Below are 12,179 nucleotides of genomic sequence, written 5' to 3'. Positions count from 1 at the left end.
GTCCCGAAAGTGCCTCAAAAATCTCGAAGGCACAAAACATCGTGCCACGATTCTCCATCCCTGGTAGGGGCAGACCTATGTGTCTGCCCTCATTTGGGCGGACACGCAGGTCCGCCCTTACAATCAGGCCGGGAAGATGATGGGAATTTCGTGCCACGGTCCGGGATGACTTTCGATTTTTGAGACAGTCTCTCCCTGCCGGTCCATTCTATCGATATCATGGATCATATTGAAGATGTGCCGGCACGGAGGCCGGCACCCACCAATACTCCGATCCTCAATCGGACATTAATTTTGGCAACTGCTATAGTAATAATCGCACGCACAACAGGCTCTGTCACGTTATCGCGGAAGATTCTGCAGAAAATGTTGGCTCTGTTGTCGAGCCCAAATAAAAGCCGCCCGCAATTGTCCATTCCATCTCTTATATAAGTCTTATTCGGCTCGCAATTCCACGAATGAAGTTGATTAAATCCTAAGGAGTCAGAGCCTCAGGGCTTGTGTTTCCCGATCTTTCATCTTTCAACGAAGGTGCTCGCCGGGTTCGCTACTGCAAACATCTGTCAAAAGAACTCTCAAAGCGTTCCATTCCTGAATGAAAGCGGCAAGCTGTCGCTTGACGATTCACAATTGTGTGTAGCATTTATTGAGTACTTGTCGGCCATGGCTTTAGAATTATATATTGTACATGGTTGGAAATGCATGAGTAAGGCCATACTCCTTGCAAGCCGCAGAGTAGATCGTTAGAATGCCCGGATTCCCAGGAGGATCTCACGATGCCATTGGACCAGGAAATTAATGTCAGTCCGGAAGTAAGCGAGGATTTCCAGAACTTTACTGAATTTTGCTCAGAAAATTCCGGAAGAGAAGCGAGCTACCTTGAACTGGTGAGCAATAATCCGTTGGATATGGATGCTGTGACGTTGGCCTTCAGCATGCGACATCTTGTCCGGCTTTCACGGGAGCTGCTGGAATTCCTGCTGAATTCAGTTCAGGACGATTCGATTCCGCCTTCCCTCGATTCTGTCCTGGCCACGAAGGGAATTCAGTTGGATAAGGCCCACGCGAACACATTAAGAAACGTGATCTTTTCCATCAGAGACGGTAACGATGAGGAGAACCATTTTTCACTTGTCCGAGCCCTCCAACTGATGGCAATCAGCAGAGAAAAAGGACGTATAGTCCTCAATCTCGGAGAATCGTACGCTCCACCCAATGAGGGATGGACGGAGGAGGATTTCGGAGGAGACGACTCCATGTTGGAAACCGTCCGAGCAATTGAAGATCCCCATTGGGTGAGAGACGAGGAGATGTAATGCAGGATACGATCCTTGTTCCCGTCACTGCTCGAGGAAAACGAGTTGTTGACCTTTTGAAGACCGACCGGAGAGAAGCATCTCAAATCATGGAAAGCCTTCCCCGGGATGAGCAGATTTCGCTCGTGAGCCATCAGGCTCTTAAAGATCCGAAATCTGCGCAGGAACTGCTGTTTTTGATGGATGACGACAAAAGCCGCGATGTTGTCGAAGGTATCGGGGATAGAACTCTTTTCAGGATTATGAAATCCCAGAGTTCTACGCATATTGGCGTATTGTCTCTCGTCAATCCGGAACGGGTCCAAGCTATTCTCGATTTGGATCAGGAACTGTTTTCTACAAAGGGGGTAACAGACCCCCAAACGGCCTATCACTGGATGGTAAGTTTTCTTGAGGAAGATGACGCAACCTTCACACAGCTCCTTTCCAGGCTGGACATTCGAGTTGTGGCATCCGCGTTTCAGGACAAGATCATCCGGCCCTCCGTAAAATCGGGCGAGCCCGAAGACGAAGATGCAGCCTCTTTTCCCGCGGATTTCATGGTCAAGCTGGATCGCGGCGAACTCAAGCCCGACGACCTGGAAGTGAGCGATGAAGAGACTCTCGACATTCTGATGAGAATATATCTCACCAACGAACACTACTTTAATGAACTCGTTTCCATTATGGTCCGGGAAGAAGACCTGAAGACGCGAACAGCGGAAGAAGCTTTCGATAGAATTCAGCAGCAGGTCGGGGACATGAGCGAATTTACCGAAGAAGCGGAGGAGATGTTTATTCCGTTGGAGGAATAAGAGAAGGAAGTCTGGGGAGGAAAACTTCTCACAAGAAGGTCTCCTCCCTGAGGGTTATATGTACGAATTCAAAGCATCACTTGGGCGCTGAGGTCGGGCCTGCCGGAATGGGAACTCCGGACGGTAAATTCTGATCGTTAATTTGTACCTGCATTTTCTTCCGCAAGTCATTGGAAATCTTTTCATAATGATCTTGTTGTTTTTGGAACCGAAGCTGTTCCAGAATGTACTCTTTAACCTGATCGAAGCTGTTTTCCTGGGCCGGCTTTTTATCTTCCAGCAGAAGAACGTGATATCCGAACTTTGATTTTACCGGTCCTGTAATCTGACCGTTCTTCATGCTGAATGCCACTTCTTCGATTTCCGGCACCAGGCTTCCTTTGGGCAGCCATTCCAAATTTCCGCCTTTCATCTTGCTCGGGCAGATCGAAATCTGGCTTGCCAGGTCCGCGAATTTCTCGCCCTTCTTCAATTTGTCCATCGCATCCTTCGCTTCCTTTTCAGAGGAGACCAGAATGTGATGCAGGTGGACACTTTCGGGAGTGGCGTATTGGGCCTTATTCGCCTCGTAAAATTCTTTGGCTTCCGCATCGGTGGGTGCGGGCAAATCTTTGCTCATCTGATCGAGGTACAATCTTGCAAGGAGATCTCGTCGGGTAAACTGCAGGAGCTTGTCAGTTTCGGGCTTCTTGTCCATCCCCAGTCTTTCGGCTTCCGCGGCGAGCACATAGATGTTCACCACATAATCCAAGGTTTTTTTCCTACCTTCAGGAGTAAGGTACAGGTGGCGAAACTTCTCCGGTACTGCATTCGAGATTTCTTTGAGGTCGGACTCAGTTACGGTCTGATTACCGATCTTTGCCACGACTTTGTCGGTCTGGGCGAAAGAGTGCGGAGCGCTCACCAGCAGAAGCATCATGAACGTTGCTGCAATCCAAATGTGCCGAGAGTGATTGCTTGACACTGAAGTCTCCTTTTCTTGTTTTTATGTAACATTCAAATATAACTAACTATTTTCCGTATCGTCGGAGTTTATACCATACTTACTATTTCAAGTCAAATCATCTGATACCATTTCGCAATTATGCATATAAGATGGCGAAGGCTGAGGTGTTCTGAGCGGAGTGATTAGACGGCCTTGCGTCGTCCGGAGCGAAGGATACCTCAAGCCTGCCAGATTATATACGAATTGCCAAAATTAGTGTCCGGTTGAAAACTTAGGAATATTGGTGGGTGCCGTGCCTCCGTGCCGGCACATCTTCAATATGATCAATGATATCGATAGAATGGACCGGCAGGGACGCCGGTCCCCACCAGTATCTTGTGTTGGAGCATGGGATAAACGTCAAAATTTTTGGCAATCGCTATAAAAACAAAAGCGAATCGGTATGAGTCTCAAAGGAATTTCGCCCATGCAATTCTGACTTCGTATTCCCGCGACATAATTCAGGAGTTGTATCCATAGTGAAATGATTCTTGCATAATGGTTACAAACGAATTATATGTGTTTTTTGGAAAGGGGGATGAGGTGTGGTTAGAAGAATTCCCTACATAGTATTGTGCGTATTGGTTTGTCTGGCCCTCTCGTCCTGTATTGGGACAGATAAATCAGGAATAGGCACGGCCCCAAAGCCTCCATCCGAATTAAGCTTACGGGCATTACCCGCGGGAATCGAATTGGTATGGGAACGTGTCCCGGACGCTCACACGTACACGGTTTTCTGGGGAACCGAGAGAGGCGAATATCGAGGTACCGTCAACTCCGATGCTTGTTCTATCCTGCTGCAGGGCATGGAAAAAGAGAAGATCTACTACTTCGCCGTCACTGCTTGGAATCAGGCAGGAGAAAGCATGTTTTCCAATGAACAAGTACTCGTTTACGACAACAACGCTCAGAATTCCGAGAAACATGTCGCCAAGGGGAACGAGTTGATGCAGAGAGGTTACTTAAGGGATGCTCATGCTTATTTCTCTGCAGCCATACTATGCGATCCGGAAAACGCGACAGCATATCGGCACAGAGCAATGCTGTACGAATCCATAAGCCGGTCCGATCTCGCGAAACAGGATTATGCGACTGCAGAATCTCTCCAGAAAAAGAAAATTGCGTTGACTCCGGTAAAAGGAGCTTCTTTGAACAAGGACTGAACGCTACCGACTACATTCGACTCGTACCGTTCTCTCCCCCATGACCTTCTTGAACAGCGTCGCGTCGCCAATCACCTTACCAATGATATTTACCGGGGAAGCGGGGATGATTTTGCCGCCAGTGCTCACGGGAGTAGGACCGAAGAAAACACAAAAAGCGTTGCCCGAAGGCCAATACCCCAGATCGCCTATCTGCACCTCTTGTTGTGCTGTCTCATCGAGGACAGACTTGACAGGAACGGAAAAATAGATCTCGTCTCCCCATGTGCTGAAGAACGTCTCAAGAGGCAAGGCCTCCACTATTTTCTCGGAGGTAGGCGAGTCGTTCAATTCGGCGTCCATAACTATGTTACCGATGATGATACGAATTTTCACGGCACATTCCTCCATGCAAAATTGTGTTCAGCTTTTATTATGCCGCTCCTTATAGAGATTTATCCAGACAATTTCGCAGCTCGTATAAAATAAAAAAGAGGATTCATCAAGCAGAGGATGACAGAATATGAGCGAGCTGCAGGGGATTTTCTAAAGTGGAAAATTATGCTACAGTACATGGTCAAAATTCTCTCTTGTGAAGACCTTTTCCCTGAGAGATTTGCCGGACAATCACATCAGTCGCATCATACGTATAGAGATGGACGGATGATTGGAGCAAATAAATGATCCAACTGACAAATGCTATGGAAATCTTCAAAATATTGCCCCGTACCAATTGCCGGGACTGTCGTGTCCCCACCTGTTTCGCTTTTGCAGCGGCGGTATTCAAGGGCGATCAGCGATTAAAAGATTGCCCGCATATGGATAGAAACGCCCTCGAAATGTTCAGTGTTGCAAATTCCGATTCCAGGACTTTGGAACGTGGAGAAGCTGAAGCACTGGAGCAGTTGAGACGGGAAATCAGCCATATTGACTTGGCTTCTTCAGCAGAACGATTGGGCGCGTCGTTCGCGGGCGGCTTGCTGACTATCAAATCCCTTGGAAAAGACTTTCACGTCGATACCCGAGGGAATGTCACGTCAGTTTGCCACATCCACGGATGGATCACCATACCGATTCTCAATTACGTAGTATCCTGCGCGGGTAAACCGGTGACAGGCAACTGGGTTCCGCTTCGCGAACTCAAAGATGGTCTTGCATGGGCTCCGCTATTCGGTCAACGTTGTGAAAAACCGCTCAAGAGAGTGGCTGATACACATACGGATCTTTTCGAGCACATGATTCATATCTTTGCTGCAAAACGTGCACCTCGTGCTTTCAATTCAGACATCGCGGTGATTTTGCATCCTTTGCCCACAATACCCATGTTGATCTGCTATTGGAGACCTGACAGCGGTATGGAATCGTCGCTCAACGTCTTCTTTGACGACACGGCTGACGAGAATCTGACGGTAGAATCGATTTACCGGCTTGCCGCGGGAATGACGATTATGTTCGAGAAAATCGCCATTACTCATGACATGTGAACCATCACGTCTTTTGGCGAAACACTCAGAGCACAATTCGGCAACACTTCTTTAGTAGGGATATTCTCGCTCCGTTTCTTCTGCCAAAAAAATCGCATTTCGCCAATAATTTAATGAAACCGGGAGGTCCGGCAGAGACGCCGGACCCTACCATCAACAGGTAATGGTCGGCCTCCGTTCCGGCCAAAATTGGGTTCATAAAAGCGAATCGGTATCGAGGCTTCTTTTCCGGATAGGAACGGACTAAAGTGTTGTCGTTATAATCGGTTGTGAGGATACTTTTGCAGAATTATCGGTTTGTCAAAGGATATCTGTTCGTTATAGCAGCTATGATCATCTGGTCCGGTAATTTTATTGTTGCCAGAATCCTGGCGGACACCGTACCACCTGTGACCCTGACTGTTCTTCGTTCGGTAATTGCTTCCATTGTATTGCTGCCATTCGTAATGAATGCCTTGCGCAGCGAGATGATCGGTATGAAGAAACATCTCGGCTACTTGGTGGTAACGGCGTTTCTCGGAGTAACTGCTTCCAATACATTTCTTTATATTGCTGCAGCTACCTCCAATGCTTTGAATATGTCTCTGATCGCAATTTTTGCGCCGGTCTTGACCATACTGTTTGCTCGCCTTTTCCTTCGCGACACACTTACCATGCGGAGAGTGGTGGGTCTCGTCGCCGCCACGTCCGGAGTCATCCTTCTCGTAACGAAAGGGCAGTTTTCAAGTCTCAGTCGATTGACCTTTTCCGAAGGCGACCTCTGGATGCTGGGGCAGGCTACGTCCTTTGCCGCTTACAGCATTCTCTTGCGGAAAAAACCCGCAGGACTGCAGCCTCTCACGTTTCTCTTTTCCCTGTTCGTACTGGGATTACTTCTCCCGTTTCCATGGTTCATCCAGGAAACAATCCAGCATGGACTGATTGAGTTTTCGCCTTCCACTGTAGTTGCCTTGCTCTACCTGGGACTAGGACCGTCCCTGCTCGCGTACCTGTGCTGGAATCAGTCTGTGGCAATCATCGGACCGACCCGGGCGGCGTTTGTCTATTATTGTCTTCCTCTGTTCAGCGGAGCTGAGGCTCTCTTGTTGCTTGGGGAACCCGTGTATGCAATTCATGTGGTGAGCGGGATTTTGATCCTGGGCGGCGTAATTTTTGCCACGACCGAATGAATCCTCTGTTCGGCCCGCCGTGGATTCTGCCTCAAAACCAGAATCTCCATTGATAGCGCAAATCGCTTCTGTAATCATCTTATCCCGTGAGACAGGGATGCCGTGCGGCTGCAGTCTCATCCATTCTCTTTACTTTTGTTTTAGTGGGCGCTTCTCGCAGCAGTTCGGGATGATCTTTAGCCTCCTGAGCGATACTCTTCATGGCTTGCACGAACGAATCCAGGGTCTCTTTGGACTCTGTCTCAGTGGGTTCGATCATTATTGCCCCGCTGACAACCAGGGGAAAATAGATGGTTGGCGGATGAAACCCATAGTCCATCAGCCGTTTGGCTATTTCAAAAGTACTGATTTTCTGCTCGTGCTGCTCTTTATCAGTAAACACGCATTCGTGCATGCACGGGCGGTCATAGGCCAAGTGAAACACGTCTTTCAGCAGCTCTTTGATATAATTCGCGTTCAGTACAGCCAATTGGCTGGCCCGCTGGAGCAATGGTCCCATGGATAGAACGTAGCTGTACGCTTTTACCAGCACGCCGTAATTGCCGTAAAACGCATGAAGCTTACCTATGGATTGCGGGAAGTCTTCCGATAACCTGTAAACACCTTCCTCAAAAGCAATGCGTGGAACAGGCAGGAAGGGCTCTAAATGTTTCCTCACGCACACAGGGCCTGAGCCCGGACCGCCGCTGCCGTGGGGCGTGGAAAAGGTTTTGTGAAGATTGAGATGCTGAATGTCTATTCCCATCTTTGCCGAATCGGCAATCCCCATGATTGCGTTCATGTTTGCACCGTCGCAATAAACCAGCCCGCCCTTCTCATGGACTATTTCAGATATTTCGATAATGTGTTCCTCGAAGAGCCCGAGAGTATTGGGATTTGTCACCATAATCCCGGCTACGCTTTCGTCCATGACCTGTGCAATGACTTCCGGCGTCAGAATGCCTTTTTCACCGGACTTCACGTTTACGGGTTGAAAACCGCATAAAGCCGCGCTCGCTGGATTGGTTCCGTGAGCCGTATCAGGGACGATAATCTTTGTGCGTTTCGAATTCCTGCTTTTGTGGTACGCGTAAATGATCAGCATTCCGGTCAATTCGCCCTGAGCACCCGCTGCAGGTTGGAGGGAGACTGCATCCATGCAGGTGATCTCGGCAAGGAATCGTTCCAGATCGTGAATCAACTTAAACGCGCCCTGGCTCAGGCTATCCGGCAGCAACGGATGAGCTGCGGCGAATCCCTGGAGGCCTGCCTGTTTCTCATTGGTTTTGGGATTGTACTTCATGGTGCACGAACCGAGAGGGTACATTCCCTGATCGACTCCAAAGTTCCACTGAGATAACCGCGTGTAGTGCCGCACCACGTCCATTTCGCTCAAATCGGGAAGATCGGGCAATTCTCCCACCAGTGCTTGGTCGGGTGAAGTTAAGTCCACATCTCGAGGCGGAAGACTCATTCCCCTCCGGCCTTTCGCGCCTTTTTCCCAGAGGAGAAGCTCATCAAAGATCAAGCCCGACGTACCGGGAAATCCGTTCACGCTTTCACCTCCCGCACCAGCCGGTCCATCTGCTCCCGGGTTTTTGTCTCCGTGACGCACAGCAGCCAGCAGTTTTCCAATTCCGGGTAATAACGAGCCAGACGCGTTCCCGCGATAATCTTCTTTTGCAGTAAACGATCATACACGGCATCGAACCCCGGCGGGAACTCCACCACGAATTCATTGAACGTGGGCGATGAGAACCGTATGCGAAATCCGGCAGACCGTAACGCCGCTTTGAGGTATTCCGATTTGTCGAAATTCAACCTGGCCAGTTCCCCAAGGCCGGTTCGTCCCAACGATGCCAGGTACGTGGCGGTTGCGAGTGCACACAGGCTTCCGTTGGTACAAATATTGGATGTGGCTTTCTCACGACGGATGTGCTGCTCTCGGGTGGCAAGAGTCAGAACAAATCCCCTTTTGCCCGAAACGTCACGAGATAACCCCACGAGTCTTCCGGGAATGCTGCGCACGTGCTTCATGAAGGTTGCGAACATTCCCAGTCCGGGACCTCCGAACGACTGGGGAATTCCCATGCTCTGGCCTTCTCCGCATGCAATGTCCGCTCCCTGGATTCCGGGATTCTTGTATAACCCGTACGCGAGAGGTTCTGAAAATGCCGTCACGAACAGTGCTCCGAATGAATGGGTGATTTCTGCAGCTTGAGAGAGTTGTTCGATGCATCCGAAGAAGTTCGGAGATTGCAGGGCCACTCCTGCCACGTCTTGCATCCCGCGTAAAGCAGAGAGATCGGTTCTCCCGTCTTCCAGGTACGGAAGCTCGATGATTTCATATCCTGTTGAAGAGAAGTACGTCCGTACCACCTGCCTGTATGCAGGATGAACTGCTCCGGATATGACGATTTTTTCTTTATGAGTGATTCGCACCGTCATGAGGAGCGCTTCGGCCAACGCGGAGGCTCCGTCGTACAGGGAAGCATTGGCGATCTCCATCCCCAGAAGACGCGATACCAACGTCTGATATTCGTAAATAGCCTGGAGTGTGCCTTGACTCAGTTCGGGCTGATACGGCGTGTACGCGGTGACAAATTCAGATCGCGAAAGAAGATAACGAACCGATTCCGGAATGAAGTGCTCGTAATTACCTGCCCCCAGAAAGACTGTGTATTCCGGGGATGCCCCCATTGTGGCGGCCAGGCCTGACATATGGTTGTCAAGCTCCCATTCCGATAGAGGCTCCGGGAGGTTCAAGGGAGTTGAACGCCTGCATCCCGACGGAACAGTACTATAAAGATCTTCCAGGTGTTCGACTCCCACGGTCTCCAGCATGGAAGCAATATCTTCTTCCGTGTGGGGGAGATAACGCATCTACTCCAGCCCTCCAAGCATTTCTCTGTACGCATCGGCACCGGCGAGAGATTCCATATCTTCAATATGAGACGGTTTCACCTGTACGATCCACCCTTCACCGTACGGATCTGAATTCACTAATCCCGGAGATTCAGCCAGAGATTCGTTGATAGCGAGGATCTCTCCGCTCACAGGCATGAACAGCTCGGACACCGCCTTGGTCGATTCCAGGCTGCCAAACTGTTCGCCCTTTTGGAGCGTATCTCCCACCTGGGGAAATTCGACGAACGTGATGTCGCCCATGCTGTCCTGGGCGTAATCCGATACCCCTACAAAGGCAATGTCCCCGTCCAGTCTCACCCATTCATGTGTCTCTGCATAACGCAAATTGTCCGGCAAATTCACTTCTTCAAGCGCTTTCACAATTTCCTCCTATGTAACCGTCCAGTTACGCTGGGTAGAGAAGATCTTCTCCTGTGATTATGACACCACCGACTTTCTAAATCCCCCCTACCCCCCTTTATTAAGGGGGGAATTGCACGCGCCTTCTTTACCCCCCTTTTAGAAAGGGGGGTAGGGGGGATTTTTCCACGAATAACTGAATAAATACCCTCCTATAGCATCCGGTTTATAGAGCGACGGGCAGTCCGGTCGGGTCGAATTTCGTCAATGATTTGGGCCTTGATCGTCCTTCTCTGGTCCCTCAGATAAATTGTAGCTCCTGTAGGCAAGCGAACGCGTACTTTCACGAATCCGCAATTCAGTCCCAGAGGCTTGAACCCGTCAGGCTTACCCGGACTGGCCATGCTGTAGATTCTTTCGTTCACTCGATTAATTGCCATATCACTGACACAGGTCAAAACGATCCCGATTTCGTTTTCAGCTTCATCCAGGACAATTGAGCGCTCCCCGGCGGAGACTTTCCGAGGATCGAACCCTGCGAACGCGTACGTGAAATCCGACGATCCCCTCGCATTCAGCACACAATCGCCGACGAACCTCTTTGTAAAACCGCTTCTATCTTCATTAAACGGAAGAGCAAATTCCCAGGGGTGATTGATGAACATCCAGGAACCGATATCCTGGTGCGAAAGCGGGAGCATCGCACCGGTCCTCAAGGAATCCCGTGCAGCTAGTCCACATGCAATGAGCGGCAAGTCTCCTCCTGGTTCCAGGATTTCCTCCCATGCATCGAGCAGCCGTTCCGGAGATACGAGCAGCTCGAAGCCGAGTTCCCCTGAATACCCCGTTCTTGACACCAGAACAGGCGCTTGTGTCTTCCTGAATTTTGGACCGGAGAAACCCGATTCGTCGTACGAACCGCGAAACGTGAAGTACTGAAAATTCGTCAGCACGTTTTCAGGGGATTCAAGGATACGCATGAGTATACGTGCTGAATCAGGTCCCTGAAGATCCATTTTTGCGATGCTCCGGCTCACGTCCGATACAGTCACTTTTCTTTCGCGTAACCGGCTCTGGAGGTGATCGGTAATTTTCGGACCCATTCCGGCGTTAACGACTATGAAGAAAGCCTCCGGGCCCGTTCTGTACACCACGGCATCGTCAATGACCCAACCCTCTTCAGTGAGAAATGCTCCGTACACGCATGCACCCTCTGAGAGGGGAAGCTTTCCCTTCCCCACGCATGATCGGAGATCACGGGTAAAGCATTCTTGCAGAAGATCGAAAGCATCCCCACCTGCTACGGTAAGCGCATCCATATGACTCGTGTCGAATAAACCGGCAGCAGTGACTACGGCTCTGTGCTCTGCCACCGCGCCGGTCGGATACCAGAGAGGCATCTCCCAACCAGCGAATTCAGCCATATGCGCGCCGCGTGCCAGGTGCCATGCATGCAAGAGGGTTTTTCGTGAGGTATTCATGGATGATAGTGTTCTCGCGGTCAAAAAGCTGTGATGAGAAGCCTGCTGTCAGCTCTGAAGGCGTTTACACAAATCGGCTACACGAGCCCCGAGTTTTTGCGCGATCTCGCTATCCTTTTCGTTCGGAGCAGCTACTGAGGCGGCGCCGTAATGTCCCGTCGCGGACATTGGATCGCCGACGATGATCATCCCATAAATGAGCAGGCACTGCAGAATAGACATGATGGTCGTCTCGTTGCCCCCCGCCCAAAAAGCACTGCTCGCGAAGGCCGCACCGACCTTGTTTTCCATTTTTGAACGGATCCCCACGAACTCATCGAAAACACGTTTGAGATCTGCAGCCATCACCCCGAAGTAGACGGGCGAGCCTGCCACAATCCCGGCAGCTCCGGTGAAGTCTTCTTTGGTCACATCCTGAGTCGACTTTAGAACCGCTTCGACTCCCGCCACGGATTTGATTCCCTCGGCAATCTGTTCGGCCAATTTCCTGGTGTTGCCACCTCTTGAGTAATAGAGCACCAAAACGTACATATCCGTCTCCTCCACTTTGATGATTCCAAGC

At 50.2% G+C, this 12,179-nt stretch carries 12 protein-coding genes; 5 read left to right on the top strand and 7 right to left on the bottom strand.

The genetic code is table 11. The features are described from left to right. Positions 1 to 776: 776 nt before the first annotated feature. Complete coding sequence (locus tag DESTI_RS07355; protein ID WP_014809331.1) at positions 777 to 1,316, top strand: hypothetical protein; 540 nt, start codon at positions 777 to 779, stop codon at positions 1,314 to 1,316. Then, positions 1,316 to 2,110, top strand: coding sequence for a hypothetical protein (locus tag DESTI_RS07350; RefSeq protein ID WP_014809330.1), 795 nt, complete (start codon positions 1,316 to 1,318; stop codon positions 2,108 to 2,110). The genes DESTI_RS07355 and DESTI_RS07350 overlap by 1 nt, the downstream gene beginning before the upstream one ends. A 76-nt stretch (positions 2,111 to 2,186) precedes the next feature. Here the strand turns inward: DESTI_RS07350 and DESTI_RS07345 are convergent, their stop codons facing one another. Continuing rightward, entirely contained in the window at positions 2,187 to 3,074 is an 888-nt protein-coding gene (locus DESTI_RS07345) for a peptidylprolyl isomerase (protein WP_014809329.1), read from the bottom strand. 566 nt (positions 3,075 to 3,640) lie between these two features. Here DESTI_RS07345 and DESTI_RS07340 point away from each other — a divergent pair. Beyond that, positions 3,641 to 4,258 carry a hypothetical protein gene (locus DESTI_RS07340; RefSeq protein ID WP_014809328.1) on the top strand — a complete coding sequence of 206 codons (618 nt, stop codon included), beginning with the start codon at positions 3,641 to 3,643 and terminating at the stop codon, positions 4,256 to 4,258. A 3-nt stretch (positions 4,259 to 4,261) separates the two neighbouring features. On the opposite strand, the gene DESTI_RS07335 is transcribed toward DESTI_RS07340, so the two are convergent. Further along, on the bottom strand, positions 4,262 to 4,633 hold the full coding sequence (locus tag DESTI_RS07335) for a cyclophilin-like fold protein (RefSeq protein ID WP_014809327.1): 372 nt from the start codon (positions 4,631 to 4,633) through the stop codon (positions 4,262 to 4,264). A gap of 284 nt (positions 4,634 to 4,917) precedes the next feature. On the opposite strand from DESTI_RS07335, the gene DESTI_RS07330 reads away from it, so the two are divergent. Then, positions 4,918 to 5,721 carry a DUF3786 domain-containing protein gene (locus DESTI_RS07330; RefSeq protein ID WP_014809326.1) on the top strand — a complete coding sequence of 268 codons (804 nt, stop codon included), beginning with the start codon at positions 4,918 to 4,920 and terminating at the stop codon, positions 5,719 to 5,721. Between the two features lie 281 nt (positions 5,722 to 6,002). Further along, positions 6,003 to 6,890 (top strand): DMT family transporter, encoded by an 888-nt coding sequence (locus DESTI_RS07325; RefSeq protein WP_014809325.1) that lies wholly within the window; start codon positions 6,003 to 6,005, stop codon positions 6,888 to 6,890. Between the two features lie 79 nt (positions 6,891 to 6,969). Here the strand turns inward: DESTI_RS07325 and gcvPB are convergent, their stop codons facing one another. The 5 genes from gcvPB to DESTI_RS07300 form a co-directional block, all read right to left on the bottom strand. Beyond that, on the bottom strand, positions 6,970 to 8,424 hold the full coding sequence (gene gcvPB, locus DESTI_RS07320) for an aminomethyl-transferring glycine dehydrogenase subunit GcvPB (protein WP_014809324.1): 1,455 nt from the start codon (positions 8,422 to 8,424) through the stop codon (positions 6,970 to 6,972). Further along, entirely contained in the window at positions 8,421 to 9,752 is a 1,332-nt protein-coding gene (gene gcvPA, locus DESTI_RS07315) for an aminomethyl-transferring glycine dehydrogenase subunit GcvPA (protein ID WP_014809323.1), read from the bottom strand. The genes gcvPB and gcvPA overlap by 4 nt, the downstream gene beginning before the upstream one ends. Beyond that, entirely contained in the window at positions 9,753 to 10,139 is a 387-nt protein-coding gene (gcvH, locus tag DESTI_RS07310; RefSeq protein ID WP_041286878.1) for a glycine cleavage system protein GcvH, read from the bottom strand. Between the two features lie 209 nt (positions 10,140 to 10,348). Then, entirely contained in the window at positions 10,349 to 11,617 is a 1,269-nt protein-coding gene (locus DESTI_RS07305; RefSeq protein WP_014809321.1) for an aminomethyl transferase family protein, read from the bottom strand. 48 nt (positions 11,618 to 11,665) lie between these two features. Next, complete coding sequence (locus DESTI_RS07300) at positions 11,666 to 12,148, bottom strand: flavodoxin family protein (protein WP_014809320.1); 483 nt, start codon at positions 12,146 to 12,148, stop codon at positions 11,666 to 11,668. Between the last annotated feature and the right edge of the window lie 31 nt (positions 12,149 to 12,179).

It is taken from the genome of Desulfomonile tiedjei DSM 6799, assembly GCF_000266945.1.
In the GTDB taxonomy this organism is placed as follows: Bacteria; Desulfobacterota; Desulfomonilia; order Desulfomonilales; family Desulfomonilaceae; genus Desulfomonile; species Desulfomonile tiedjei.
The sequence above is the reverse complement of the archived record's forward strand: the minus strand, read 5'-3'. Positions and strand labels throughout refer to the sequence as shown.

Excerpts from the sequence above, each read along its gene's own strand:
- DESTI_RS07355 (WP_014809331.1), top strand. The coding sequence starts at position 777 with ATGCCATTGGACCAGGAAATTAATGTCAGTCCGGAAGTAAGCGAGGAT.
- DESTI_RS07350 (WP_014809330.1), top strand. The coding sequence starts at position 1,316 with ATGCAGGATACGATCCTTGTTCCCGTCACTGCTCGAGGAAAACGAGTT.
- DESTI_RS07330 (WP_014809326.1), top strand. The coding sequence starts at position 4,918 with ATGATCCAACTGACAAATGCTATGGAAATCTTCAAAATATTGCCCCGT.
- gcvPA (WP_014809323.1), bottom strand. The coding sequence starts at position 9,752 with ATGCGTTATCTCCCCCACACGGAAGAAGATATTGCTTCCATGCTGGAG.
- DESTI_RS07305 (WP_014809321.1), bottom strand. The coding sequence starts at position 11,617 with ATGAATACCTCACGAAAAACCCTCTTGCATGCATGGCACCTGGCACGC.
- DESTI_RS07300 (WP_014809320.1), bottom strand. The coding sequence starts at position 12,148 with ATGTACGTTTTGGTGCTCTATTACTCAAGAGGTGGCAACACCAGGAAA.